Raw genomic sequence first — 26,497 nt, forward strand, 5'->3', positions numbered from 1 at the left:
ATGGATTTTTGGATGCTGATGAGCAGACTGATCGCCATTTGTTATACGGCTTTTTTGTTCGTATCGGCAGACCGCCCTTACACGCCGTACGCCGTCTTGTTTCTGCTGCTTTATCTGTCTTTGGGCATTGCGGTCTGCATGATCAGGCCGCCCGCTTGGAGGCGCGGGATCACCCTGCTTTCGCTTGCATTGACTGCTTGGCTTTCCGCCTTAGGCCATCCGGCGTTCTATTTCTTTTGCCGCCCGCCATTTTTGCCGTTCTTGCCGAATATCCGGTTCACCGCTATGTGTTCTGCCTGCTCGTGTTTTTGCCGTTTTTATTTATCCCGTACGGCGACCTTCCGACTTATATCGTCACGACCTTGTTCTGCTTGGCGATATTCGTTTTGGCCGCCCGGTCCAGCAATCGGCTGAAAAAATATGAAGAGCAGTCAGACAGCATGCGCTCAAGCATTGAAAAACTGACGAAACAGCTGCACAGCAGCACAGAATATATCAAACAATCGGAGTATACCGGCAAACTCGAAGAAAGAAACAGATTGTCCCAAGCCATCCATGACAAAATCGGCCATTCCATGACCGGCGCGCTCATTCAGATGGAAGCGGCGAAACGGATGCTCGGCTCCCATCCGGACAAAGCGGCTGAACTGCTCCAAAACGCCATTACCATTTCCAAAGAAGGCATAGAGGATATCCGCATAACACTGAAAAATATGAAACCGCCCGCTGAACAAATGGGCATTCACAGATTAAGAACGTTTATTGATGAATTTTCGGCCAAAAACGGGATGCCGGTTCCGTTTACGCATCAAGGCGATTTGGACAGGCTGACGCAAATGCATTGGAGAGTCATTCAGGAAAACGTAACCGAAGCCTTGACCAATGCAATGAAATACGCCGATGCCACGCAGATTTTCATTGATATCCATGTGCTGAACAAAGCCGTGAAAGCGGAAGTCAAAGATAACGGAAACGGCGCTGTCCGCTTTAAAAAAGGCCTCGGCATGCTCGGTATGGAAGAACGGGCCGCCGCCCTGCACGGAACCGTTATTTTTGACGGCACGGCGGGTTTTTCCGTCACGACATTACTGCCTATTGAATAAGTGAATGTTTTCATGTGAAAAATATGAGGATTCTCATGTCAAAGGAATGAACAGCTGCACTAACGGCCGTTCATTCTTTTTTTTATAATTAGAACATCATAAGACATAGAGGTGGAAACATGAACATTTTGGAGCTCAAACAGCTGAGTAAGAAATTCGGCGATTATGCCGCCGTTGACCAAATGTCGCTTGCTGTAAAAGAAGGTGAGATTTTCGGGTTTCTCGGCGCAAACGGAGCCGGAAAAAGCACGGCCATCAACATGATCTCAGGCCTTTTAAAACCTTCTGACGGAGACATTCTGTTTCTCGGAAAAGATATTTTCAAACACAGCAAAGCCGTGAAAATGAATATCGGCATCGTCCCGCAGGATCTCGCCATTTACGAAGAATTAAACGCCTATGAAAATGTGAAGTTCTTCGCCGGGCTGTACGGGCTGAGAGGAGCAGTTTTGAAAGAACGGGTCGAGGAAGCCCTGACATTCGTCGGCTTGAGCGATAAACATAAATATCTGCCGAAGCATTTTTCCGGCGGAATGAAACGCAGGCTCAATATTGCCTGCGCCCTTGCCCACCGGCCGAAATTGATCATCATGGATGAACCGACGGTCGGCATTGACCCGCAATCAAGAAATTATATTCTGCAATCAGTGAAAAAGCTGAATGAAATGGGCTGTACGATCATCTACACGAGCCACTACATGGAGGAAGTTGAAGAAATATGCACACGCATCGCCATCATTGACCACGGGAAAGTCATCGCAGAAGGCACAAAGGAACAGCTGACTTCCATCATTACCGACACAAAGGACGTCGTGATTGAGCTGTCATCCGGAAACGGTATCAGCCTCGGCGATATTCAGGATCTTCCCGGCGTCAGAGCCGCCGCACTCGAAGAAAACAGCGTGAAAATCAGCTCTGACACAGGGGTCAACAATTTAAACCGCCTGATCCGGTACTTCATGGACAAAGGAATTGAAATCCGCTCTTTACAGGAACAGGCCCCTGACTTAGAAACGGTATTTCTCACTCTGACAGGCAGAAGCCTGCGCGACTGACTCAACTGAAAGGAGGATTGCAAATGAATATTCTGCACATCGCCGGGAAAGAAATCAAAATCAGTTTCCGTGACAGACGGACCTTTATTTTCATGCTTGCTTTTCCGATCGTCTTTATGATGATTCTCTCTGCGGCATTATCAAACGCCTTTGATTCAGAGGTGACGGTCGGACACATCAAGGTCGAATATACGGACCAGTCAAACGGACCGCTTTCTCATCATTTTACTGAGTTTATGAAAGCATCAAAAAAAGAGCATGTCTATTTTCACAAAGCGGACACGGAGGCAAAAGGCAAAAACGACGTTCGTGAAAATCAGGCGGATGCTTTCGTCACTGTCAAAAACAGCGGTTTTCAAGTTTATACAAATGACCGGAGCGGCCTGAACGGCACGATCGTCGAAGGCATGCTGACCGCTTTCACCAACCAATACAAAGCAGGCGCCGCCGCATACAAGGCGCATAAGGCACCTTCCGCCGGACAAATAAAAAGCGATTATATGAAGCAGACGTCTTTAAACAAAGCGAAGGAACCGAAAGCGAAAGATTTTTACGCGGTGTCCATGACGACAATGATCGGGCTGTACGCCTCGATTTTTGCAAGCACCTTGTTCCGCGGGGAAAGAATACGTCACACAGCCGATCGACTGATTGCCGCTCCGCTCCGGAGAAGCGATATCTTTCTCGGAAAGATGCTCGGCATTATGGCTGTGAACGTTTTGACAATCCTTGCCGTTGTCGCCTTCAGCAAATTTATTTTAAAAGCCGATTGGGGCAGCCACATGGGACTTGTGCTTTTGATTCTCGCCTCTGAAATTCTTTTGGCCGTCAGCTTCGGGCTCAGCCTGAGCTATTTGACCAAAAAACCAGAAAGCGCCAGATTAATCACCGTCATCATCGTTCAAGTGATGGCCATTATCGGCGGCGCCTATTATAAATATGAAGGCGGAGGAATTTCCGCCCTGTCGCCCTTATCCTGGATCAATAAGGCGATTAACAACATCATATACGCAAATGACGTATCGGCCGCCTGGCCCGCAATTGGTTTAAACACAGCATTAGCAGCGCTCTTTTTGCTGATTGCCGCGGTTACGTTTCAAAGACGGGAGGGACTGTAAAATGAAAAACTTCTGGTGGCTGTTTATACACACGCTCAAAGGAATCACAAAAAGCAAAAAACAGCTCATTCTTTATATCGGGGCTCCGCTGATCGGCGTCTTTCTCTCCTTCATGTCCAATGCCAACGGCGGAGCCGAAACGCTCAATATCGGCATTCTCAATCAAGACGGCGGAGAAGTGGCACAGGATACGGTCACGTTTTTAAAAGGACTGGATCATGTGAAAGTTTCGGAGGAAACGGCTGCGTCCGCCTCATCCAAGATCGCATCGGGAAAAATGGAAGCGCTGGTTACGTTTGAAAAAGGCTTTTCCCAAAGCGTAAAAGACGGAAAACCGGCTCACATCGGCATGACCTCGCTGAAAGGCGCCCAGGTCACCGGATATGTCAGCTCTTATCTGTACAATTATATAAACAGCGCCGCCTCAATCGGCAAATCTTCCGGCGGAGATGAGAAAGCCTTTCAGGCGATGTACGCCGATTTCAAGCATTCTCCGATTCAAACGGAGTCTGCTGTTTTACAAGATACTTCGAATCATAAAGAGATGACTTACTCAGTCATCGGGTATCTCATTATCATTATGCTCTATTCCGCCGGCAACCTGACGGAACTGATGATTAAAGAAAGAGAAAACAGAACGTATTACAGACTTCTGTCAACGCCGATCACGTCAAAGCAGTATGTATTGGCAAACGCGGCAGTGAATATCATTATCATGGCCGTCCAAATTCTATTCGCAGTTCTCTTTATGGGCGCCGCTTTTCATATTCATCCGTCATTCCCGCTGTGGCAGCTGTTCGTTCTGATGATGCTGTTTGCATTAAGCGCAATCGGGATCGCCTTTATTGCCGTCGGTTTTTCCAACAGCAGCGCTTCGGCATCGGCGCTTTTGAATTTGATCGTCGTGCCGACATGCTTGCTCGCCGGCTGCTTTTTTCCGGGCAATATTATGCCGAAAACAGTGCAGACAATCGCCGAATTTCTGCCCCAGCGCTGGGTGCTTGATACGGTGGATCAATTGCAGCACGGCCGCACGCTCCAAAGCCTGACGCTGAACATCATCATTTTGGGAGCCTTCGCCGCCGCCCTCTTATTAATAGCCGCATACAGATTCAGCGTAAAACGGCAGACACAGACATTTATGTAAAGAAAAACAGCCCCGCAAAGGGCTGTTTTTTTCTTAGAACAGAAGCTCGTCCGGGTTCGGGCCGACACGCTCATCTTTGTTCAAGGCGCTGATCTTTTCCATTTCTTCCTGTGACAGTTCGAAATCAAAAATATCGGCATTTTCTATGATGCGGTGCTCTTTAATGGATTTCGGAATGGTAACGACTTCGTTTTGAAGATCCCAGCGCAAAATCACTTGAGCGACCGATTTGTTATGTTTTTCCGCAATCTGTGACAGCACTTCGTTATCCAAGAGCTGTCCCTGCATCAATGGAGACCATGCTTCCACTTGAATGCCCTGCGCTTTGCAGAAATCTCTTACTTCTTTTTGAGTCAGGCGCGGGTGGAATTCTATCTGGTTGACCATCGGCTTGATCTCAGCATCTTTCAGCAGTTCTTCTAAGTGATGCACTTGGAAGTTGCTGACGCCGATCGCGCGGATTTTGCCGTCTTTGTACAGCTTTTCAAGAGCACGCCATGTGTCTTTATATTTATCCTTGCCCGGCCAATGAATCAGGTATAGGTCAAGGTAATCGAGGCCGAGGCGCTCAAGGCTTTTCTCAAACGCGTCAAGTGTCGTTTCGTATCCTTGATCTTCATTCCACACTTTTGACGTGATGAACAGCTCTTCTCTGGCAACGCCCGCAGCTCTGATGCCTTCGCCGACGCCCTCTTCATTTTTATAAATTGCCGCCGTATCAATGCTGCGGTAGCCATTTCTGATTGCCGCTTCGACAGAGTCCGCCGCTACGCTTCCGTTTTCCACCTTAAATACGCCAAGGCCGAACCACGGCATTTCAACGCCATTATGAAGCTTTACAGTATCTTTTAAGCTTTTTGCCACGTTGAACCATCCTTTCTAGTCATTATGTAAACGGTTATTATTATCTCACATTTCCGCCGTAAGAAACCAATTATACGCTCATCGTTATCACAAAAACCATCTTTAGTGCCCAAGCACCACTGCCGTTATTATTTTCCTATTTTTCAAAAATTCCGGTTAACCGGGTAACTGTCCGGGTAAATCGCTACTGTAGCCACCACACAATTGAAGGAGGAAATCATATGAAACGTATGCGTATCCCGATGACCGTTGCCCTTGGCGCCGCTTTGTCTCTGACTCCTCTGTCCTTTGTATCCGCAAAAGAAACCCCGGTCCCTCAAAACATGGCACAGCAATCATCAGATGTCTCAGCAAAAGATGTCGGATTAAACATTGACGTTGACCTGCTCGGCATCGGCAATTCGATTGCTGACGCGATTAAGTCGGCGCAAAACCGTGACGGCTTCGTCAAAAACTTAATGGAATCTTCATTCTACGCTTCCGGACAAAAATATAACGTCATGGTGTTTAATTTAAGCCAGGAATATGAAGATCATTTTAACGGCGTTCAGTTTTACGGTTCCGCCGTTTATGACGGCATCACGTACGGCATTTGGGTGTTTGAAGACGGAAGCTTCACCAATAAAGGTGATGGCGGCTGGATCAACTGGGCCTTCAGAGGCTGGTTTGACCGCGACGGCGATCACGTCGAATTCCATCGTCCGTAATCAAAAAAAGTCCGGCGACAGATGCCGGACTTTTTTTATTCACCTCCGTCAAGCATGGCCGCTTCCACATCATTGATGTATTGGCGAAGCTCATGTGACATATCGCGGGAAATTTCCCGCTCTTCGAATAATGTTTGGATTTCGTTGCGGATGGCCTGCACGGCCCGCAGTTTGATTTCAAGTTTTTGATTTTCAAAACGGCGGCTCGGACTCTGTTCGTGATACGAGTGCCCCAGCCTGAAAATCAAGTGATTGTAAAAGGAAATGACGGCAAGCGTCACATCTTTATTTTCTTCAGTCATGTGTTTTTTCAGGCTTTCAATGGCCGCTTTTGCCGTTTTAACCCTTGTGGTGCGGATGAGGCCTTCTTCATTTAAAATCGACATTTCCGGCTTTTTTTGTTCACCGAAAAAGATCCAGTACATCAGGCGTTTCAGCTTTTTCTTAGATAAGCCGACTTTAAACGGATTCGTATACAGCACTTCCAGTTCATCAAACCGTTCCTGAAGGCTGTCAGCCGTTTCTTCCGGTATGTCGCCCCGCTCAATCAGCCGCAGCAATTCTTCCTGTTCAGCCTGTATCCCTTGGGCGCGGACTTTCCGCTCATCTTTTTTCGTGCGGTTTTTGACGGTGAACTGCTGAAACCTGAGATTTTTCATTTTCTCATTGTATTCGGCAATGACCGCAAAAGAAGCCGTTTTGTTTGTCTCATTCATATTTTCTTTAATGGCGGTTAAGGCAGCTTTTATCAGCTTCCGTCTCGCTGTCAGCAATTTGACTTTCTTCTCTTTCACATTGTCTTCCGGCTTATCTGTCAAAATCGGCAGTACGATTGTCGCCAGCACCAATGTGCACATAATAACGCCCGCGGCTAAAAAGAGAATCAAATTCCGTTCAGGAAACGGCGAGCCGTCAGAGAGCACGTACGGAATGGAAAAGGAACCCGCAAGCGTGACCGCTCCCCTGACGCCTGAAACCGAAATCAGCAGGGTCGAGCGCAGGCCGGGTTTATAAATGCTCTGATCCTTGTTAAAAAACCACTTGCCGTTCCAAAAAAACAGCACCCACAAAAACCTGAGAATCATTAACGTCAGCGTAATGACGATAATGTACCCGATGACCATCATATTGTTAAACGCGGTATCATTAAAGATGACAGAAACCACATCCGGTATTTGCGCACCTAAAATAACGAAAACAAGACCGTTCAGAATGAACAAAATAATATTCCACGTACTTGAAGAGACGATTTGCAGTTTGACCATCGTTGATTCAAGACGGTCCTGCTCCACCGCATGCGTGATGCCGCCGGCCACAACCGCTAAAATGCCGGAAACGCCGATTTCTTCAGCAGCGAGATAGATGACGAACGGTGTCAGAATTTGAATCAGCATATGCATCGTGACATCCTGCATGCCGAGGCGGCGCAAAAACAGCCGGAAACGGATAATCAAAAAAGAAATGACGACACCGCTGAGTAAACCTCCGGCTGAAATCAGAACGAAACTGAAGGCGGCCTGCGCCAGCGAAAATGCGCCCGTCACGGCAGCCGCAATCGCAAATTTAAAAGCGACCAGGCCGGATGCGTCATTCATCAGTCCTTCTCCTTCAAGGAGACGCAGAATGCCTTTTGGCATCTTCACTCGCCCTGACAGCGCGCTGACCGCGACAACGTCAGTCGGTGACAGTATCGCCGCCAGCCCGAACGCGGCAGCCAGCGGAATGCTCGGAATCATCCAATGAATCGTGTAACCGCCGACAATCACCGTGGCAAACACAAGCCCGAGCGCAAGCAGCAGAATCGGCGCCCTTAAATTCCAAAGTTCCGCACGCGGCGTCCGTTTTCCATCGTTAAAAAGCAGCGGAGCGATAAACAAAACAAAAAACAATTCGGTATTCAGTTCAAAATGAAGCCCCTGCGGAAATGACGCCGCAATGATACCGAGCGCCACCTGAATCAGAGGCACCGGGATAAAGGGGACAAACCGATTTACGATATTTGAGATCGCGATGATGGTTAAAAGTACGAGTACGACTAAAAATATGTCCAAAGCATGACCTCCTTCATCTGCTGCATCATATCATTATTGCCTGTTCTCTGCCTTTGCCAAAGGCCGGAGCCGATGATCGGGCAGATTCAATATATTTTCCGTACGCAACCATTCTTCTTTTATTTTACCCGTTTTTATTTAAAATTTCTCATAACGTGCTCACGGCGAACTTTTTTTGCCTTCAGCTACATTTTTTCCGGAAAAAGAAAAAGCCTGTTTTCTCTGAAAACAGGCTTTTTCGCAAGCTGCGTCATCTGTTTCATGACGCGGTGCAGCGTTTATGCTGCTTAGTAAAGGATAGAGAACGCACCGTCAGTGTGTCTCTATCCTTGGTTTTAAGTGCTCATCTTATTCGTGAAAATTCGTGCCGTCTGTCGTCGCTTTAATGATGCCGGCGCGGATGACGAAATCCCCGAAGTGTTCGCCTTCCTCACGCTCTTTCGCGTAGCGCGGGAGAATGGTGCGAAGCTCACTCAGAATTTCCTCTTCACCGATATTTTCCCGGTACATTTTGCTCAAACGGCTGCCGTCAAACGCCGCTCCTAAATACATATTATATTTTCCGGGCGCCTTTCCGATAAATCCGATTTCGCCAAGCGCATGGCGGGCGCAGCCATTCGGGCATCCGGTCATACGGATGGTGATTTCTTCATCCCGCAGCCCGTTTTCGTCAACAATGTCTTCAATCTTATCAATCAATTTCGGCAGATAGCGCTCGGCTTCGGCCATGGCGAGCCCGCATGTCGGAAGCGCGACGCAAGCCATTGAACTGCGGCGGAGGGCGGAATGCTGCCGGCCGTCTGTCAGACCGTATTGTTCGATTAATGCGCTGATTTGTTTCTTTTTCTGGCTCGAGACATTGCCGATAATCAGGTTTTGATTAGAAGTGAGACGGAAATCTCCCGTATGGACTTTGGCGATTTCACGCAATCCCGTCATCAGCTTGTAATTCTCATAGTCCGTGACGCGGCCGCCTTCGATAAACATTGTAAAGTGCCATTTCCCTTTTACACCCTTCACCCATCCGTAACGGTCGCCGTTATGGTCAAAATGATAAGGTTTCGCTTCATCCAACTGCCAGCCGAGGCGGTTTTCCAGCTCGGCTTTTACGTTTTCCAGCCCGAGACGGTCAACGGTGTACTTGAATCTGGCATTCTTTCTGACGGAACGGTTTCCGTAATCGCGCTGAATCGTAATGGTTTTTTCCGCTACATCATACAGCTGCTCCGGTTTGCAGAAGCCGATGACTTTTGAAAGCTGCGGATAAGTGGCCGTATCGCCGTGCGTCATTCCCATACCGCCGCCGATTGCCACGTTGAATCCGATAAGACGGCCTTCCTCCACGATGGCAATGAAGCCGAGATCTTGAGAAAAGACATCGATATCATTGGACGGAGGCACGGCGATTCCGATTTTGAATTTCCGCGGCAGGTACAGCGGCCCGTACATCGGTTCCGTTTCCGTGTCAGGAGTGCCCGCCACACGTTCCTCATCAAGCCAGATTTCATGATAGGCTCTCGTGCGCGGAAGAAGGTCATCGCTCAATTTCTTCGACCATTCGTATACTTCCGCATGAATTTCAGACTGGTACGGATTTGAAGCGCACATGACGTTTCGGTTGACATCTCCGCAGGCCGCAATGGTATCAAGCAGCGCCGCATTGATTTTCTGAATCGTTTTTTTCATGTTCCATTTTAAAATTCCGTGCATTTGGAACGTTTCACGCGTTGTCAGCTTCAATGTATTGTTTCCGTATTTTTGCGCCAGTTCATCCATGACAAGCCATTGTTCCGGAGTTGACACGCCGCCTGGCATCCGAACGCGCAGCATGAACTGATAAGCCGGTTCAAGCTTTTGTTTTTGACGCTCATTACGGAGATCGCGGTCATCCTGCAAGTAGCTTCCGTGATGCTTCATCAGCCGGTTGTCTTCGTCCGGGATGCCGGCTGAAATCCGGTCGAGCATGACTTCTTTCAATGTGCCGCGCAAATAATCGCTTTTTTCTTTAATTTCCTCAACATCACTTGGAGGGCCTTCCGGCGCTTTTAAAATGTTGTTCACCATGCTAAATAAGCTCCTTTCAAACCAAAATCAATATACGTCACGCTGATAGCGTTTTTTCTGCTGCATGTCTGCCAGGAAGCTTTCCGCTTTTTCACGGCTCATGCCGCCTTCTTCCTGAATGATATCGAGAAGCGCCTGGTGCACGTCATGCGCCATATGCTGTTCATCACCGCAGATGTATACGGCGGCTCCCTGCTGCAGCCATTCATACAGCTCTTTGCTTTGTTCTTTCATGCGGTGCTGCACATATACCTTTTCCTCCGAATCCCGAGAAAAAGCGACGTCCATTTTTGTGAGAACACCGTTTTGCAGCCATTTTTGCCATTCCGTCTGGTACAGAAAATCAGTGACAAAGTGCTGATCCCCGAAGAACAGCCATGTTTTCCCTTCAGCTCCGGTTTCTTCACGCTCCTGCATAAAGGAACGGAACGGCGCGATGCCTGTCCCCGGCCCGACCATAATGACCGGTGTATCCGGATTTTCCGGCAGCTTGAAGTTTTGGTTGTGCTGAATGTAAATCGGAAGCGTATCTCCCGGCTGGAGTCTTTCCGCACACAGAATGCTGCAGACGCCTTTTCGTTCTCTGCCGTGCGCGTCATATCTGACCGCTCCGATTGTCAGATGCACCTCTTCCGGATTCGCTTCTAAACTGCTTGCGATCGAATAGAGCCGGGCCGGCATTTTACGCAGGATGGAAAGAAAGTCTTCCGCGGAAGCTTCCCACGGACCGAAATCCCGGACGAGATCAAGCAGATCACGGCCGTTGATGTATGCTTTCAACTGCTCTTCGTTTCCTTCGGCCAGAAGTTCACTAAGCTTTTGGTCAGCCGTAAACTGTGCGGCCTTTTGCAGGAACGGTTTTGTTAAGACGGTTATTTCAAAGTGAGAAGTAAGCGCATCTTTCAGCGGGAGGCGCTCTCCTTGTTTATTCACCGCCACTTCCTGTTTCGGGTCCCATTTCAGCTCATTGATCAGCTCATCCACGAGCGCCGGATCATTTTCCGGATAGATGCCGAGGCTGTCTCCGGGCTGATACGCGAGGCCCGATCCTTCAAGCGAAAGCTCGAGATGGCGTGTTTCTTTATTCGAACCGCGTCCGTTCAGATTGATGTTCTCAAGAACCTCCGCCCGAAACGGGTTCGTTCTGGAATAAATGGATTCACCGAGAGCCGGCGTCCCGGCAGGCGCTTCGGCTGTTTGATTTCCCGCTCCTTCGTTCAAACCGCCGATGACGGCGTCAAGCCATTCCGAAAACGGCTCATCATAATCAAGATCGCAATCAACCCGCGGCGCAAGCTGGGTGCCGCCGAGCTCTTGAAGACGCTCGTCAAACTCTTTGCCGGTCTGGCAGAAAAATTCATACGAGCTGTCCCCGAGCGCCAAAACGGAGTAACGGAGCGCTTCAAGCTTCGGCGCGCGTCTGCCGTGAAGAAATTCATGAAAGGCCAGCGCGTTATCCGGCGGATCGCCTTCTCCGTGCGTGCTCACCACGATCAGTAAATTGTTTACTTTTTTCAGATTATTCGGCTTAAAATCGTTCATCGACGCGACGGTGACCTGGAATCCCCGTTCCTCAAGCGTCTTTACCGTCTGTTTCGCAAGACCTTCCGCATTTCCCGTTTGCGATCCGTATAATACGGTCACTTCTCTTGAGACTGCCGGGCTTTCTGCTGGAGCCTGAGCAGCGGGTGCGGCTGTTTCACCGGATTCGGACCGGGCAGCAGCCAAATAACCGCTCAGCCAGATTTTCTGTGATTCTGTCAAGGTCGGCAGAAGGCGGTTAAGGAGCTCTGCCTGCTCCTGATTAAACGGACTGTTCATGACCTGAAGTTGCAACGATATCCACCTCACAAGGAATTAAACGTAACGTACGTTATTTCTATAGGAATTGTCAAAATAATATTCTAATTGAAACTTTACCGAAAGTTTGTATGTAAGTAAAATATATAATCATGATGACAATGATTAAGATTACTAATGATAAAAAGCCCTTTGCACTTGGCAAAGGGCTTACACGAATAAGCCGGCAGGCACTTCTTTTATAAAAGGAGAGGGTTCTCCCGGAGACAATACGGTCAGATGATGCATCGCCCGCGTACAGGCCGTATATAACAGCTTACGGTCATGTTCGCTTTTGTACTGGGCAGCAGAGGCGTCAGCGGCAATGACGGCGTCAAACTCAATGCCTTTTGCCAAATAAACGGGAATGACGCATACCCCTTTTTGAAAAGGCTGGTTTTCTTTATTGATCAAGCGGACACCGCTCCCGGGACCGACCGCCTGAAACACTTTTTTGGCTTCCGCGGCCGTTTTGCAGATGACGGCGACCGTTTCCCAGCCTTTTTGTCTGAGCTCCCGGATTGTATCCGCCAATTGTTCCCGCCGCGCATTTTCTGTATCCGTCCGCAAAACATGCGGTTTTTCCCCGTTCCGGTTAAAAGGCTCAATGTCATCGCCGTCAGCCAGCAGCGCTTTCGTAAATTCAACAATCTGCCGCGTCGATCTGTAAGTCCGCTTCAGGCTGACATACTTTTCTGCACCATTGCGAAAGCAGCCGGCGAGGGAAGAAGGGCCCGTAATGGTGTGGGCATAAATCGACTGGCTGACATCACCGAGCACCGTCATCTTTGCAGCTGGGAAGATGCTTTGAATATACGTGAGCTGAAATGGGGAATAATCCTGCGCTTCATCAATAAAGACGTGCTTCATTTGTGTGTTTTTTCTTTTTCCTTCTAACAGATCCTGCAAATACAGATACGGAGCGGCATCTTCATACGGAAGTGACCGTTCTGCAAATGCGTTTCTGGTCAAAGCGCCGATGCTCTCCCAATGATCGGGCTTTTCATCAGCTCCCCAGTCTGAAAACAGCCCGAGATACATCCGTTTTATATCGAGAAAGCCGAGCTGTCTGACGGCCTGCTTAATCGGTTTAAAGGCTTTGCCGACAATAATGGCGCCAAGCAGCCGCTGTTCGCGCTGATGGTCGTCAAATGCAGGTTCATCATCTGCCGCCTGCTTCTTGAGTGTTTGATAAACCTCAGCATAGTCTTCCTTATCAAGCAGCTCGCTCTCCTGCAAGACCCATTCCTTCTTACGCTCCTTTTTTTCGAGAGCTCTGATTTCCGCGAGAAGCCATTCCGCTGTCAGCTCCGCTCTGTTCGGAATCGGCAGCTGCTGATCAAGCGAATAAAAATAGTCTTCAATCCGCTCTTTTGAAATCAGGATGTCTCCCCGGAAGCTGATCTGTTTACACATCAGGCCCGAGCCGGAAAGCGAGCCGGCATAGCGGTCAATCATGGCCTGGAAAGCTGATGACGCTTTGTAAGCAATGGCTGCAAGCCTTACGGAAAGTGCGTCCTGGTTTTGTTCAGTCAGGCAAAATTCAAGCTGCTCGTACGGGCTTTCACAATCAAACTTTCGTCCGAGCCGGCGGATGATATATTCCTGAAAGGTGGCCTGCTCCATATTCTCTTCTCCCAATTCCGGCAATACGGCGGACACATAACTGTTGAACAAAATGTTCGGGGAAAACAATACAATCTGACGGGCATCAAGCACCCCGCGACCGCGGTACAGCAAGTAAGCGGCCCGCTGAAGCGCCGCGGATGTTTTCCCGCTTCCGGCGGCTCCCTGAACAATGAGATATTTGCTTTTTTCATCCCGGATGATTTCGTTCTGTTCTTTTTGGATGGTTGACACGATGTTTTTCATATGCTGTCCGGAATGGCCGCTCAGCACCTCTTGCAGCATTTCGTCACCAATCGTCATATCCGTGTTAAACATCGCTTTAAGCGTCCCGTTTTTAATGATAAACTGCCGCTTCAGTGTGATGTCTCCCTCTATCGTTTCTTCGGGAACTTCATAGCGGGCTTTTCCCGGAGAATATTGATAGTAAAGAGATGAGATGGGCGCGCGCCAATCATAAATAAGAAATTGCTCGTTGTTTTCATCCATCAAAGAAGTCAGCCCGATATAAATCCGCTCGGAAGCGGACTCCCCTTTTTCCGTAAAATCGACACGGCCGAAGTAAGGAGAGGTTTTCAGCTTTTGGATTTTTTGAAGCTGCCGGTATTGAAGCCGATGCGTCCGTTCACGTTCTGAAAGCATTTCCGCCTGCTGTTTAATGCTTGAAAATGTCTCAGCCGCTTCATGGGCGTCATCCATATTCACGGTGACATCATCCCAAAACGTTTTTCTCAAGCCCACAATATCCTGCTTCAATCCGCCCGATGAGGCTTCAAGATGAGTTTGTTTCTGTTCCAGTTCCTTCATGACAAAATTGATTCTTTCCTGCTCTTCTTTCCACTCTTTATCACGTTTTGCCATCAGCGGCACCTCCGACATCAAGCTGACAAATCCGGCTTTCTTTACACAAACATATTATTCAGCATTATGGTCAAATACCCTTTTTCTTATCATATCGGGCGTCTTTTTTTATCAGAAGCCGTTATGAAAAAAAACCGATTTCTTTTGTGAAATCGGTTTTTTTACTGATCTATATGATAGGAACGATTCGGCAGGCGCCACCTGAACACATAACTGCAGATGCGGCATGCCACAAGCACAAGAAACAGCACATACAAACCGGCGGCATCCCCGGCCCAGCCGAGGCCCACGATTAACCCTCCGAGCGCGGCCCAGACCGCGTAAATTTCCGCTTTCAGCACAAGCGGCTTTCGTCCGGCAAGAAGATCCCGTATGATGCCGCCCCCGCTGCCGGTCAGGACCGCTGCCGCAATCACCGCACTGAGCGGATGGCCCATTTTCACGGCATATAAAGCGCCTTGGATGGCAAACGCCGAAAGCCCGATGGCATCGGATAGGTTGCCCCATTTACTCCAATGCCTTAACAGCAGCTTCGGAAACAAAAAGACAATCGTAACTGATGCGAGAGCGATTTGAAAAAACGCGCCTTGCTCCCACAAGGCGGAGACCGGAACACCGATCAGCAGATTTCGGATGGCTCCTCCGCCGAACGCCGTTACAATCCCCAAAATATACACGCCTAAAATATCATACTCCTCTTCCATCGCAACAATCGCTCCGCTGACCGCAAACGCAATGATGCCGATTACACTAAGCAGCTCCCAGGCCATTCCATATGCTCCTTTTTATTTGTTAAATTTTCTGACGACCATTAGATTTTATAATCGCTTTCTCTTAAAATCAACCTTATTTTTGAAAGATTCTGATTCCTAATCCGGGACAACCTCACCCGCAACGGCTGAGAGCGAGAGTATTTTCCTATTTTATACTTTAATGGAAGGTTTATTAGAAGTTTCATTGAATACTTTCTCTAACAAAAAGGGGGTTATGAGATGAAAATCAGTTCACTTGTTTTTCCTGTTTTATTGGCCGCCGGATTAATTCCCGGCCTGCCGTCAGCCGAAAGCCATACACATTCGCACACTCATGCGGAGCCGGCGAAAACGGTGTATACGGACCCGCTTCCGAAAGCCGATCATTTTAAAGATCTGAAGGGCCCGGTCCAAGTTGAACAGACGGTTGACACAAAAATTCTGGATGAAAACGGCAAGCAGGTCGGCACGAAACGATTTAATGCCAATGTCAGTCAGGATAAAGCCTCAACTAAAGCCAGTACGGGCAGCCAGAAGGTCAGAGTGCTGGCGGTGGCGGACGCTGAATACCGCGCCAAATACAGCGACTGGCAAACGCGAATCGTCCAGATCGTGGAGCAGGCGGATGTCGCTTTTAACCGTGATCACAACATTGATTTCGTCGTACAGGCCGTGCAGGCTTGGAATTCCTCCGGCTCAAACAGTTCTCAGATTTTATCGAATCTCCAAGGCAGCTTCAGAAATCAAAATTATCATTTTGTCGTCGGTTTTACCGCAAAATCAAGTTTTGACGCCGGCGGTATCGCGTATGTATATAACGGCAAACCGAGCGGCCCTGCTTTCAGCGTGAACCTTGATCAAGGAACGGCCAACACGGCGAAAGCGGCACAGCACGAGTTTTCCCATAACTTCGGACTTCACCATGACGCCCAAGGCAGCGGCATCCGCTGCGTCATGAATTATGATTATGCCTATTCCGTGGATATTTGGGACAGCTCCCATAACAGACAGATTGAGACAAACAAAGCTTGGTACAAATAATAGAAAAAGAGCCGCTCCTATGGAGCAGGCTCTTTATTTTGCCGTGCGTTCCGTTTTGACAAAACACATGCAGATAATAATGAGAATAAATGCCGTCAATGCCAGGAAAGGAATGGTAATGAAACCGAACCAGTTAATATATTCAGATGAGCAAGGCACGCCGTAGACACACGGCTTGATGCCGCTGAAACCGGGCACCTTCTGCTCAAGGTAATGCATGATCGATATAAACGCGCCGATGACGGCCATCGGCAGCACATATTTTTTTACGCGCGTGTCACCCTGGAAGGTGGCGATTCCTAAAATCAGGACAAGCGGGTACATGAGAATTCTTTGATACCAGCACAGCTCGCACGGTATGAATTTTCTGATCTCGCTGAAATAAAGGCTGACGAGCATGGCAGCAAGAGCTATCACCCAAGAAGCATATAAAAACACGATTCTATTTTTCATTTTTCAGCTCTTTCTTAATCGTTTTTGAAATCTCATCATATTTAGAGAAGTCATTAATCACCTTGTCATTTACATAAATCGTCGGTGTCGCCGTAATGTTTAATTTATCATTCAGGTCAGTGTCAGCTTTCAGCTCTTTTGCAAAGGTTTCTTTATCAAGGTTTTCCTTCAGCTTGTCAGGATCAACCTTTTTCGCGGTGCTTTTGACCGTTTTTTCAAGCAATGCAGGCGTGACCCATTCCTGTTCGCTTGACGGCTGCTGTTCAAACAGCTTTTCATGGAAAGCCCAGAATGATGCCGGGTCTTCTTTCCACACCTCTTCTGAAGCAAGAGCCGCCAGACGCGAGCCGCTTCCGTGGTACATGACGTTCACAAATGAAAATTTCACGTCGCCTTTATCGATAAAATCTTTTTTGATTTTCGGAAAGATATCGCTGTTAAATACTTTGCATGACGGACATTTGTAATCTCCGAATTCAACTACCGTAACAGGCGCGCTGTCTTTGCCGAGCACGGGCTGTCCTTTAATGGAAGGCTGTTCGGCGACTGTTTCGCCCGCTTTTTCCGTTTGGTTGTTAATAATTACGATGGCCGCAAATAAAACGACAACGATTAACGTCAGTATCACCGCAAATTTCGCAGACGATTGTTTCTTTTTCACTCAGACACCTCATTGTTTTAAAATAAAAAAGAAGCGGATGCCGGATGGCCCGCTTCTCTATTTTACCAAGACAACCTTGTTTAAGAAAACCCTGAAAAACGAATTATCTTTGACAATTATTCCGTTTTCACTCTCATGACGCGCATCGCGTTGGCAACAGCGATCAGCGTGACGCCTACATCTGAAAAGACCGCTTCCCACATGGTGGCAAATCCGAATGCGCCAAGCAGGAGAAAAATGATTTTTACGCCTAAAGCAAATCCGATGTTCTGCCAGACGATCCGGCGTGTGCGGCGTGCAATCCGGATCGCTTCGGATGCTTTTGACGGCTGGTCTGTCATCAGGACGACATCGGCCGCTTCGACGGCGGCATCAGAGCCGAGAGCCCCCATGGCAGCTCCGATGTCAGCTCTGGCAAGCACAGGCGTATCATTAATCCCGTCGCCGACAAACATCAGTTTTTCATTCGGTGCAAGCGCCGCTTCAAGTTCTTCGACGCGGTCTACCTTGTCACCCGGCAAAAGCTCTGTGTACACGTCATCAATACCGAGCTCTCGGCCGACAGCTTCTCCGGTCTGCTTTGAATCACCCGTCAGCATCACTGTCCGCTTCACGCCGAGCGCTTTTAAATTGGCAATGGCCTGTTTGGCGTCCTCTTTGATTTCGTCGGCGATCACGATCGCCCCCGCATACCGCTGATCAACGGCGACATAGACGACGGTTCCGTTGTTTTCAGCTGTGCCCGAAGCGATTTGTTCTTTTGCCATCAGTTTTTGATTTCCGGCCAAAATCGTTGATCTGCCGATTTTCACCCGAATGCCGTGTCCGGGTATTTCTTCATATTCTTCAATCTCGTCTGCCGCGAGCGGTTGATTGTAAGCTTCACGGATGGAAGAAGCAATCGGATGATTGGAATGGACTTCCGCAAGCGCGGCCGCATGAAGCAGGCTGTCTTTTGTAAACCCCGCCGCCGGTTTGATATCAGTAACGGCGAAATTGCCTTTCGTTAAGGTTCCCGTTTTATCAAACACGGCGTATGCCACCTGATTGAGCGCTTCTAAATAGTTGCTGCCTTTCACGAGCACCCCTGCTTTAGACGCAGCTCCGATACCGCCGAAAAACCCGAGCGGAATGGAGACGACGAGTGCGCACGGACAAGAAATCACAAGGAAAATCAGCGCGCGGTACACCCAGTCGGATAGCGCGGCTGAAGGCACGAGAAGCGGTGGTAAAAAGGCGAGAAGCACCGCAACAATGACAACGGCCGGTGTATAATACTTTGCAAACTTCGTAATAAAGTTTTCCGTTTTCGCTTTACGTCCGGCCGCATTTTCGACCAGATCCAATATTTTTGACACGGCAGAGTCTTCATATCCTTTAGAGGTTTCAATATGAAGCACGCCGTTCTGATTCATAAATCCGGCCATCACATCTTGCCCCGGCTCCGCTTTTCTCGGCACGGATTCGCCCGTTAAAGCGGATGTATCAACCATCGAAGAACCGCTCAGCACCTTTCCGTCCAGCGGAATCCGTTCTCCGGGATTCACGACGATGACCTGTCCGACTTTGACGTCCTGCGGCGGAACGGCAGTCATGCCGTTTTCCGTTTTCACATTGGCGTACTCAGGACGGATGTCCAATAACGCGCTGATCGATTTTCTGGATCGGCTGACGGCCGCTCCCTGAAACAATTCACCGATTTGGTAGAACAGCATGACCGCGACGCCTTCCGGATACTGATGAATCACAAATGCGCCGATCGTGGCAAGCGCCATCAGAAAATGCTCATCAAATACCTGGCCGCGGACAATGTTTTTTCCCGCTCTGGCTACGATATCGCCGCCGATGATCAAATATGAAGCAAAAAAGAGCAGAAACTCAAGGACGGCGCCCGTGTGCGCGAAGTAAGCGATGACGGCCAAAACGGCTCCCGCTGCCAGCCTCACTAACATCAGCTGCAGCTTTTTGCGGTATTCATTCTCGCCGGGTTTATCTTCATGTTTCGCACGGACGGTCACATGAGGATCAATGGACTTTACTTTTTTCGCGACTTCGTCTTTCATCCATTGCTCGTTTTTGCCGCCGGCTGAGACCGTGATGGTGCTTGCCGCAAAATTGACAGCACAGCCGTCTATGCCGTCAATGGCTTTTACGCCGTTTTCTATTTTTTTTGCACAGTTGCTGCAATCAAGTCCGTCTAAAACAAATTCACCTTTGGCTGCTTTCATTTTCGACTCACCCTACTTTCCGTAATAGGATTCCCATAACATCAATACAGCTAAACGAATTTATATATATGAACATATACTCATATATGTGTTTTCTCTATTATATGCAGGCTTTGAATAAAGTGTCAATAAAAAAGACAAAACAGGCATCAGCCCATTTTGTCTTTTTTCACCTTCTGTAAACGCAAAGCATTAAGCACGACCGATACTGAGCTGAACGCCATGGCAGCGCCTGCCACCCACGGGGCCAGAAAGCCGGACGCCGCAATCGGAATGCCGATGCTGTTGTATCCCAATGCCCAGCCTAAATTCTGCTTGATGTTTCTCATGGTCAGCCTGCTCATGCCGATGGCGTCGGCAATGCCGTTCAGGTCACCGCGGATCAGCGTAATATCCGCCGCTTCCATTGCGATATCTGTGCCGGTGCCGATGGCCATTCCGATATCGGCCACAGCCAGCGCCGGAGCATCATTGATGCCGTCACCGACCATCGCCACGCGCCGGCCTTCTTTTTGCAGCCGGGAAATTTCCGCCGCCTTGTGTTCGGGAAGCACTTCGGCGATCACGCTGCCGATGCCCGCGGCTTTTGCAATGGCTTCCGCGGTCTTTTTGTTGTCACCGGTCATCATGATGACGTCAAGCCCCATATCATTCAGGCGTTTCACCGCGGCCGGAGATGTTTCTTTGATTGTATCGGCGACTGCGATAAGCCCCGCCGCTTTGCCGTCTGCCGCAATAAGCATCACCGTTTTTCCTTCCGCCTCCAAGCGGGCCATTTGCGGAAGCAGCGCCTCATGTTCAATGTGTTCTGATTCCATCAGCCGTCTTGATCCGGCTAGAATCGTTCTGCCGTCAGCCTCGGCGTATATTCCGGAACCGATCCGGGCTTGGAACCGGGTGATTTTCGGGATGGCAATCCCCCGTTTTTCGGCTCCTGACACGATGGCTTCTCCAAGCGGGTGCTCTGATCCCGTTTCGGCGGCCGCCGCCAGCCGCAGGAGTTCCTCTTCGTTCATTCCCTCTGCCGGCACGGCGTCTGTCAGAACAGGTCTGCCGTTTGTCACCGTTCCTGTTTTATCCAGTACGATTGTCGTCAGACGCTGTGTTTTTTCTAAATGCTCTCCGCCTTTAAAAAGAATGCCGAATTCAGCTGCGCGGCCGGAGCCCGCCATAATGCTCGTCGGAGTGGCGAGCCCGAGTGCGCACGGACAGGCAATGACAAGCACGGCGATGAATTTGCCGATCGCTTCAGAAAACTGTCCCGGCGCCGCCCATACATACCAAATGAGAAAAGTCAGCACGGCCAGCCCCAGCACAATCGGGACGAAAATGCCTGAAATGTGATCCGCGAGCCGCTGAATGGGGGCTTTTGATCCTTGGGCTTCTTCCACGATTTTTATAATGTGTGCAAGCGCGGTATCTTTCCCGACATTCACCGCTCTGATTTTGAGAAAGCCGTTTGCATTGATCGTCGCCCCGGTGACGGTGCTTCCGGGAGACTTATCGACAGGCATGCTCTCTCCCGTAATCATCGATTCATCAATTGCGGAATGGCCTTCAATCACTTCGCCATCGACAGGGACGCGTTCTCCCGGTTTCACGTATACGATGTCCCCCGTCCGGACCTCGTCAATCGGAATCACCTGTACCTTCCCTTCCCGCTCAACCGCCGCCGTCTTCGCCTGAAGCTTCATTAACTTTTTAATCGCTTCTGATGAGCGGCCTTTCGCTTTCATCTCTAAAAGCTTTCCAAGCAAAATCAAAGTCAGCAAAATGGCGCTCGTTTCATAATAAAGCCCCTCAACATGTCCGTCTCGTCCGAGAGACGCAATCGTCATGTACAGGCTGTATGCGTAAGCGGCCGTCGTTCCGAGCGCAACGAGAACATCCATATTGGCGCTTTTGTTTCTCAGCGCCTTGTACGCCCCCATATAAAAAGGCCAGCCGATGACGAGCTGCACCGGGGTGGCAAGCGCGAATTGCAGCCACGGATTCATCAGGATATCCGGCATCCAGATAAAAGAAGTAAAAGAAAAATGGCTGACCATCGACCATAGAAGCGGAAAGGAGAGAACGGCAGAAAATATCAGCCTGATCAGCTGTTTTCGCTGCTCTTTCTCCTTTTGGGATAATCCGCCGTCTCCATCAACCGCTTTCTTCTCGTCTAATCTGTAGCCGAGTTTTGCCACGGTCTCTTTCAGCTCTTTCGGTGTCACCTCTTTCGGATTGTATTCAACGGTGACTGTTTCCAGTGCGAAATTCACCGGTGCGCTGTCAACTCCCCCTATTTTGTTCAGGCGCTTTTCAATCCGGTTGGCGCAAGCGGCGCACGTCATGCCTTCAATCTGAAACTCGGCTTTTTCCGTCACGACGTGATAGCCGAGTTTTTCAATTTTTTCTTTTATGGCGCTTGCTTCGATTTTGTCAGGGTGATAGGAAATGTTTGAAGTCTCAAGCGCAAGATTGACGGAAGCGTCATTGACGCCGTCCATCCGTTTCAGCCCTTTTTCAATTCTTGAAGCGCAGGCGGCGCATGTCATGCCCCCCACTTGAATGGTCATTTCTTTCGGTTCACTCAATGTCCTCATCTCTCTTCATAAACCCCAGGGGGGTATAATTATGATAAAAGAAAACCGCGCCCGTTTCCGCAGCGCGATAAATCCTGTACGACGTCATAACCTTGATCTTCAATCGCGTCTTTTATATCTGATACGGAGACTTTGTTCTCATCAAACGTCACATCCACCTGTCCGGCTTCCAATTTCACCTGAACCGCCGTCACTCCGTTCAGTTCTCCTACTCCGGTCTCTACTGCTTTGACGCAGTGCTGACAGGACATGCCTTCGACTTGCAGTGTTTTTTGTTCCATGATGATTCCCTCCACGTCTTGTTTTTTCTTCTTCATGTTACCATACCCCTGTAGGGTATTTCAAAACATTTTATTTTACGATTTTGCGATTTTTTTCACAACGTCAAGCAGCTCGGCAATCGCCTGCTCCCCGTTTCCGCTCTCAATGGCGCCGGCTACGCAGTGATGGGCGTGATCTTCCAGCAGATGAAACGCGACTTTCTGCATGGCTGCCTGTACGGCTGAAATCTGCACGAGAATATCCACGCAGTATCGTTCGTTATCCACCATATTCTGAATGCCCCTGACCTGGCCTTCAATCCGTTTCAGCCGGTTCAGGATCTGGTCTTTTTCTTTGGCGCTTTTATGATTTAACGACTGATGCTCGGTATGTTTGTCCATTTTCCACCTCGGTTTTTTTCTTCGTCATCTTCATTATACAGACTTGAAAATCCGGTGTAAAAAATTTTCAACACACAAGTTTTACCAGTACACCCGCGGGGTATATATTGTTATCACATATCAAGAGGGGGAAACTCATTGAAAACGATACAAGTTGGCATATTGGGATATGGTTTGTCGGGTAAAGTCTTTCATGCGCCGCTTTTGGACGTCCTTGATGATTATCAGATCAAAAAAGTCATGACGTCCAGAACGGAGGAGGTCAAACGTGATCTGCCGGGGGCTGAAGCCGTGCGCGCGATTGAAGACATTACCGGTGATCCTGACATTGACCTCGTCATCGTCACGACACCGAGCGGAATGCATTATGAATCAGCGATGAAATGTCTCCTGGCGGGAAAACACACCGTCGTGGAAAAACCGATGACGGCGACTTCAGCAGAAGCGGAGGAACTGAGAAGAACGGCTGAAGATAAAGGCGTCTTACTGAGCGTGTATCACAACCGGCGGTGGGACAATGACTTTTTAACAATACAAAAGCTGATTCGGGACGGGGCGCTTCAAGACATTCATACATATCAAGTCAGCTACGATCTATACAACCCGGTTGTACAGGAAAAATGGCGCGAAAAGAACGGACCCGCCACGGGAACGCTGTATGATCTCGGTTCACATATTATTGACCAGACACTTCTGCTTTTCGGAATGCCGGAATCCGTCACCGCACATGTGATGAAGCAGCGGGACAACAGCGAAACCGTTGATAATTTTCTGGCCGCGCTCCATTACGGCAAACTTCAGGTCATCCTTCAATCCGGCTCCATGAATGCGGCAAGCGGCCCGCGCTATCAGATTCACGGACGGAATGCTAGCTTTATCAAATACGGAATGGATGGACAGGAAGATGCGCTTTCAGCGGGCAAAAAGCCGGTTGACGACAGCTGGGGCGCCGATGATCCTGACAACTTCGGAGAGCTGACAACCGCAGCGGATGAGAAAAGGCATACAGAAACAATCCCCTCTGAGAACGGCTCTTACCTTACGTACTACAAACTGCTGGCAGACAGCATCTTAAACGGAAAACCGCTTCCCGTTACGGCAAAAGAAGGCATCGATGTCATCCGTGTTATTGAAGCGGCGATGAAAAGCAGCGAACAAAAACGGACGATTGCCCTTTAATATGAAAAACCTCCCAACCGTGTCAGCTGGGAGGTTTTTTTAAGATCAGAATGATTTTCCGGCTTCTTTCGCGCGGGCAATCGCATCTTCTTTAATTTGCTGTGCTTTATTCGGTTCAGCATTATGGCCTTCAACGATTAGTCCGTCAAAAGAAGGAACGCCGAAGAAGTTCATCATGATGCCGATGTAACGGTGGCCCATTTCCATATCAGCCGCCGGTCCTTCGGAGTAATAGCCTCCGCGCGCCTGAATGTGGAGCGCTTTTTTGTCTGTCAACAGACCGATCGGGCCTTGCTCTGTATATTTGAATGATTTTCCGGCTACAGCAACGGAATCAAGGTACGCTTTCATAACCGGCGGGAATGAGAAGTTCCAAAGCGGTGTGACGAATACGTATTTGTCAGCTGCCGCGAATTGATCGCTCAGCTCGTTCAGACGGCCGACTTTCGCTTTTTCGTTTTCAGAAAGCTCTTCAAAACCTGTGCCGGATTGAAGTTTTCCCCAGCCGCTGAATACATCCGCGTCGATATGAGGAATGTTCTCTTTGTAAAGGTCGATATGTACAACCTCATCATTCGGGTTTGATTCTTTATAAGAATCGATAAACGCTTTTCCTGTCGCCATGCTGTAAGATGTCTTTTCATCATGAGGATGAGCAGTGATATAAAGTACTTTTGCCATTATAAACAGCCCTTTCGTTTTCAGATTACACACACATTTATTATGAAATATGAATGTTTTTTTATACTGATCAGTTCTGTAATAATTATAGTTACAAAAAAATCATTTAGCAACAATAATATCTCGAAATCAGTATATTTTTTTGAAAAGGCTGTAATGACGGGAATGGCAAGCAGCAGAAAAAGCAGAAACCTCAGTTTCTGCTCAAAATCGGATTGGGTCTGCAGGCCGGAATATCCAATCCGAGATTCCCCCGCAGTGTATCGGCCGGATAGCTTTTTCGGTACAGCCCCTTTTCCTGAAGGATCGGTATGACTTGATCCACAAAGGCTTCAAGCATGCCGGGGATGTCAGAGTGAATGATAAACCCGTCCGCCGCTTCCCGCTGAAACCATGTTTCAATTAATGATGCCACACGTTCCGGTGTGCCGATAAAATGGGTTCGCGGAAACGCGGCTTCGCGCGCCACTTGACGCAGCGTAAGATTCCGGGCTTTCGCCTCTCTTTTGATACGGTCTGTCGTGCTTTGAAACGCGTTTTTCCCAACGTCGCCCAAATCAGGAAACGGCTCATCCAGCGGAAAACGGCTCAGATCATAATCGTCAAAGAATCTGGCCACATATTTAACAGCGTTCTCTATCGGAATCAGCTCGGCGAATTCTTGGTATTTCGCTTCCGCTTCTTCTTGTGAACCGGCTATAATCGGACTGATTCCCGGAAAGATCCGCAGCTTGGAAGCGTCCCGGCCGTAATCCGCCGCCCGCTTCTTCACATCATCATAAAAAGCTTTCGTTTCCTCAAGTGAATTGGAGTGCGTAAAGACTGCATCTGCATTCCTCGCGGCAAACGACCGGCCGGTTTCTGAAGACCCCGCTTGGAAAACGACCGGCTCTCCCTGTTTGGACCGGCCGATATTCAGCGGGCCCTCCACTTGAAAATACTCGCCTTTGTGATACAGGCGATGCAGTTTGTCAGGGTCAAAAAACTGCCCGGTTTCTTTGTTGCGGACGAAGGCATCTTCTTCCCAGGAATTCCACAGACCGCGCACCACGTCCACATGTTCCTGGGCGATGGCATAGCGCCGGCTGTGGTCGGGAAGGCTTTCTTTGCTGTGATTGCGCGCGGCTCCCGCCTGCGGAGAGGTGTGACGAGATTCCAGCCCGCCCGGCCGCCGCTGATATGGTCAAGAGACATCAGCTGTCTTGCGATGGTGAACGGCTCAGTGAACGATGTGGAAAATGTGCCGATTAAACCAAGATGGGTTGTAGATGCGGCAAGCGCCGATAAAATAGTGATCGGCTCAAACCGATTTAAGAAGTGCGGGATGGACTTTTCAGAAATGAACAAGCCGTCCGCAATAAAAGCAAAGCTGAACAGCCCTCTTTCAGCAGTCTGCGCTTTTTGCCTGTAAAACGCCGCATTCGTGCTTGCTGTCGGATCGGCGTCGGGATGACGCCAGCCGTCCGTTGTGCCGCCGACACCGTGAATCATGGCTCCGAATTGAATAAGATCCGTCCGGTTCATTTTCTCTCCCCCTTTTTCCCCTCGTAATCGGCAAGCGCCCGTTCTACATGTTCAATGCCGACTTGAGTAACGGCCTGATACATACGGCTGTCACCGCTGCCGATTTCAACGACGGGACATGACGGATGCCGTACTTCGCCTGCAGCACGTCACGCATTTCATCCCGCTCTGTCACATCAATTGTTTCGTATGCAACGGCTTTTTCCCGCAAATATCCTTTCACTTCATCGCAATAGGAGCAGCCCTGTTTGCTCCAGACCACTACGTTTACTTCATGACTCATGTTCATCCCT

At 49.0% G+C, this 26,497-nt stretch carries 19 protein-coding genes and 3 pseudogenes; 7 read left to right on the forward strand and 15 right to left on the reverse strand.

The genetic code is table 11. From position 1 onward, the window contains the following. The 4 genes and pseudogenes from NYE50_RS17755 to NYE50_RS17770 all read left to right on the forward strand — a co-directional run bounded on the left by NYE50_RS17755 (position 1) and on the right by NYE50_RS17770 (position 4,423). Positions 1-1,103: pseudogene (locus tag NYE50_RS17755) on the forward strand (sensor histidine kinase). 119 nt (positions 1,104-1,222) lie between these two features. Then, entirely contained in the window at positions 1,223-2,158 is a 936-nt protein-coding gene (locus NYE50_RS17760) for an ABC transporter ATP-binding protein (RefSeq protein WP_060964282.1), read from the forward strand. Positions 2,159-2,181: 23 nt separating this feature from the next. After that, positions 2,182-3,276: an ABC transporter permease gene (locus NYE50_RS17765; protein ID WP_159354577.1), complete on the forward strand. Its 1,095-nt coding sequence runs from the start codon at positions 2,182-2,184 to the stop codon at positions 3,274-3,276. A gap of 1 nt (position 3,277) precedes the next feature. Then, complete coding sequence (locus NYE50_RS17770) at positions 3,278-4,423, forward strand: ABC transporter permease (RefSeq protein ID WP_016937939.1); 1,146 nt, start codon at positions 3,278-3,280, stop codon at positions 4,421-4,423. A gap of 33 nt (positions 4,424-4,456) precedes the next feature. On the opposite strand, the gene NYE50_RS17775 is transcribed toward NYE50_RS17770, so the two are convergent. Then, positions 4,457-5,287, reverse strand: a complete 831-nt coding sequence (locus tag NYE50_RS17775; protein ID WP_007410023.1) for an aldo/keto reductase — start codon at positions 5,285-5,287, stop codon at positions 4,457-4,459. A 221-nt stretch (positions 5,288-5,508) separates the two neighbouring features. Here NYE50_RS17775 and NYE50_RS17780 point away from each other — a divergent pair, with 221 nt between their 5' ends. Continuing rightward, positions 5,509-5,994 (forward strand): hypothetical protein, encoded by a 486-nt coding sequence (locus tag NYE50_RS17780; protein ID WP_025649280.1) that lies wholly within the window; start codon positions 5,509-5,511, stop codon positions 5,992-5,994. A 35-nt stretch (positions 5,995-6,029) separates the two neighbouring features. Here the strand turns inward: NYE50_RS17780 and NYE50_RS17785 are convergent, their stop codons facing one another. The 5 genes from NYE50_RS17785 to NYE50_RS17805 form a co-directional block, all read right to left on the reverse strand. Then, entirely contained in the window at positions 6,030-8,045 is a 2,016-nt protein-coding gene (locus tag NYE50_RS17785) for a Na+/H+ antiporter (RefSeq protein WP_007613743.1), read from the reverse strand. Positions 8,046-8,393: 348 nt separating this feature from the next. Next, positions 8,394-10,109 (reverse strand): assimilatory sulfite reductase (NADPH) hemoprotein subunit, encoded by a 1,716-nt coding sequence (gene cysI, locus NYE50_RS17790; protein ID WP_025649282.1) that lies wholly within the window; start codon positions 10,107-10,109, stop codon positions 8,394-8,396. A gap of 27 nt (positions 10,110-10,136) precedes the next feature. Next, the gene (locus NYE50_RS17795) at positions 10,137-11,945 is read right to left on the reverse strand and encodes an assimilatory sulfite reductase (NADPH) flavoprotein subunit (protein ID WP_159354578.1); all 1,809 of its coding nucleotides are present in this window, start codon (positions 11,943-11,945) and stop codon (positions 10,137-10,139) included. A 174-nt stretch (positions 11,946-12,119) separates the two neighbouring features. Next, a complete protein-coding gene (gene helD / locus NYE50_RS17800) occupies positions 12,120-14,435 on the reverse strand; it encodes an RNA polymerase recycling motor HelD (protein WP_159354579.1) in 2,316 nt (771 codons plus the stop codon). Between the two features lie 161 nt (positions 14,436-14,596). Continuing rightward, positions 14,597-15,205: a trimeric intracellular cation channel family protein gene (locus NYE50_RS17805; RefSeq protein WP_007410017.1), complete on the reverse strand. Its 609-nt coding sequence runs from the start codon at positions 15,203-15,205 to the stop codon at positions 14,597-14,599. A gap of 222 nt (positions 15,206-15,427) precedes the next feature. Between NYE50_RS17805 and NYE50_RS17810 the strand changes: the two genes are divergently transcribed. Further along, positions 15,428-16,228 carry a zinc-dependent metalloprotease gene (locus tag NYE50_RS17810; protein ID WP_159354580.1) on the forward strand — a complete coding sequence of 267 codons (801 nt, stop codon included), beginning with the start codon at positions 15,428-15,430 and terminating at the stop codon, positions 16,226-16,228. A gap of 33 nt (positions 16,229-16,261) precedes the next feature. Here NYE50_RS17810 and NYE50_RS17815 read toward each other — a convergent pair whose 3' ends face one another. The 6 genes from NYE50_RS17815 to csoR all read right to left on the reverse strand — a co-directional run bounded on the left by NYE50_RS17815 (position 16,262) and on the right by csoR (position 22,820). Then, positions 16,262-16,681: a disulfide oxidoreductase gene (locus NYE50_RS17815; protein ID WP_021494127.1), complete on the reverse strand. Its 420-nt coding sequence runs from the start codon at positions 16,679-16,681 to the stop codon at positions 16,262-16,264. Then, on the reverse strand, positions 16,671-17,342 hold the full coding sequence (locus tag NYE50_RS17820; protein ID WP_012118444.1) for a DsbA family protein: 672 nt from the start codon (positions 17,340-17,342) through the stop codon (positions 16,671-16,673). Before NYE50_RS17820 ends, NYE50_RS17815 begins: the two co-directional genes overlap by 11 nt. 116 nt (positions 17,343-17,458) lie before the next feature. After that, positions 17,459-19,570, reverse strand: a complete 2,112-nt coding sequence (locus NYE50_RS17825; protein WP_159354581.1) for a heavy metal translocating P-type ATPase — start codon at positions 19,568-19,570, stop codon at positions 17,459-17,461. Positions 19,571-19,719: 149 nt separating this feature from the next. Beyond that, positions 19,720-22,149: a heavy metal translocating P-type ATPase gene (locus NYE50_RS17830; protein WP_159354582.1), complete on the reverse strand. Its 2,430-nt coding sequence runs from the start codon at positions 22,147-22,149 to the stop codon at positions 19,720-19,722. Positions 22,150-22,187: 38 nt separating this feature from the next. After that, positions 22,188-22,439, reverse strand: coding sequence for a copper chaperone CopZ (gene copZ, locus NYE50_RS17835; protein WP_159354721.1), 252 nt, complete (start codon positions 22,437-22,439; stop codon positions 22,188-22,190). 75 nt (positions 22,440-22,514) lie between these two features. Then, positions 22,515-22,820 carry a copper-sensing transcriptional repressor CsoR gene (csoR, locus tag NYE50_RS17840; RefSeq protein ID WP_003151723.1) on the reverse strand — a complete coding sequence of 102 codons (306 nt, stop codon included), beginning with the start codon at positions 22,818-22,820 and terminating at the stop codon, positions 22,515-22,517. 138 nt (positions 22,821-22,958) lie between these two features. On the opposite strand from csoR, the gene NYE50_RS17845 reads away from it, so the two are divergent. Then, a complete protein-coding gene (locus NYE50_RS17845) occupies positions 22,959-23,999 on the forward strand; it encodes an oxidoreductase (protein ID WP_159354583.1) in 1,041 nt (346 codons plus the stop codon). Between the two features lie 45 nt (positions 24,000-24,044). Here the strand turns inward: NYE50_RS17845 and NYE50_RS17850 are convergent, their stop codons facing one another. The 3 genes and pseudogenes from NYE50_RS17850 to NYE50_RS17860 all read right to left on the reverse strand — a co-directional run bounded on the left by NYE50_RS17850 (position 24,045) and on the right by NYE50_RS17860 (position 26,487). Continuing rightward, positions 24,045-24,680: an FMN-dependent NADH-azoreductase gene (locus NYE50_RS17850; RefSeq protein ID WP_012118449.1), complete on the reverse strand. Its 636-nt coding sequence runs from the start codon at positions 24,678-24,680 to the stop codon at positions 24,045-24,047. 193 nt (positions 24,681-24,873) lie between these two features. Further along, positions 24,874-26,204: pseudogene (locus NYE50_RS17855) on the reverse strand (LLM class flavin-dependent oxidoreductase). Beyond that, a pseudogene (locus NYE50_RS17860) lies at positions 26,201-26,487 on the reverse strand (glutaredoxin family protein). Before NYE50_RS17860 ends, NYE50_RS17855 begins: the two co-directional pseudogenes overlap by 4 nt. Between the last annotated feature and the right edge of the window lie 10 nt (positions 26,488-26,497).

The organism is Bacillus sp. EU55 (genome assembly GCF_038005925.1).
Taxonomy (GTDB): Bacteria; Bacillota; Bacilli; order Bacillales; family Bacillaceae; genus Bacillus; species Bacillus velezensis.

Coding starts and splice junctions, on each gene's coding strand:
- NYE50_RS17760 (WP_060964282.1), top strand. CDS start 1,223: ATGAACATTTTGGAGCTCAAACAGCTGAGTAAGAAATTCGGCGATTAT.
- NYE50_RS17765 (WP_159354577.1), top strand. CDS start 2,182: ATGAATATTCTGCACATCGCCGGGAAAGAAATCAAAATCAGTTTCCGT.
- NYE50_RS17770 (WP_016937939.1), top strand. CDS start 3,278: ATGAAAAACTTCTGGTGGCTGTTTATACACACGCTCAAAGGAATCACA.
- NYE50_RS17780 (WP_025649280.1), top strand. CDS start 5,509: ATGAAACGTATGCGTATCCCGATGACCGTTGCCCTTGGCGCCGCTTTG.
- cysI (WP_025649282.1), bottom strand. CDS start 10,109: ATGGTGAACAACATTTTAAAAGCGCCGGAAGGCCCTCCAAGTGATGTT.
- helD (WP_159354579.1), bottom strand. CDS start 14,435: ATGGCAAAACGTGATAAAGAGTGGAAAGAAGAGCAGGAAAGAATCAAT.
- NYE50_RS17805 (WP_007410017.1), bottom strand. CDS start 15,205: ATGGCCTGGGAGCTGCTTAGTGTAATCGGCATCATTGCGTTTGCGGTC.
- NYE50_RS17810 (WP_159354580.1), top strand. CDS start 15,428: ATGAAAATCAGTTCACTTGTTTTTCCTGTTTTATTGGCCGCCGGATTA.
- NYE50_RS17815 (WP_021494127.1), bottom strand. CDS start 16,681: ATGAAAAATAGAATCGTGTTTTTATATGCTTCTTGGGTGATAGCTCTT.
- NYE50_RS17825 (WP_159354581.1), bottom strand. CDS start 19,570: ATGAAAGCAGCCAAAGGTGAATTTGTTTTAGACGGACTTGATTGCAGC.
- copZ (WP_159354721.1), bottom strand. CDS start 22,439: ATGGAACAAAAAACACTGCAAGTCGAAGGCATGTCCTGTCAGCACTGC.
- csoR (WP_003151723.1), bottom strand. CDS start 22,820: ATGGACAAACATACCGAGCATCAGTCGTTAAATCATAAAAGCGCCAAA.
- NYE50_RS17850 (WP_012118449.1), bottom strand. CDS start 24,680: ATGGCAAAAGTACTTTATATCACTGCTCATCCTCATGATGAAAAGACA.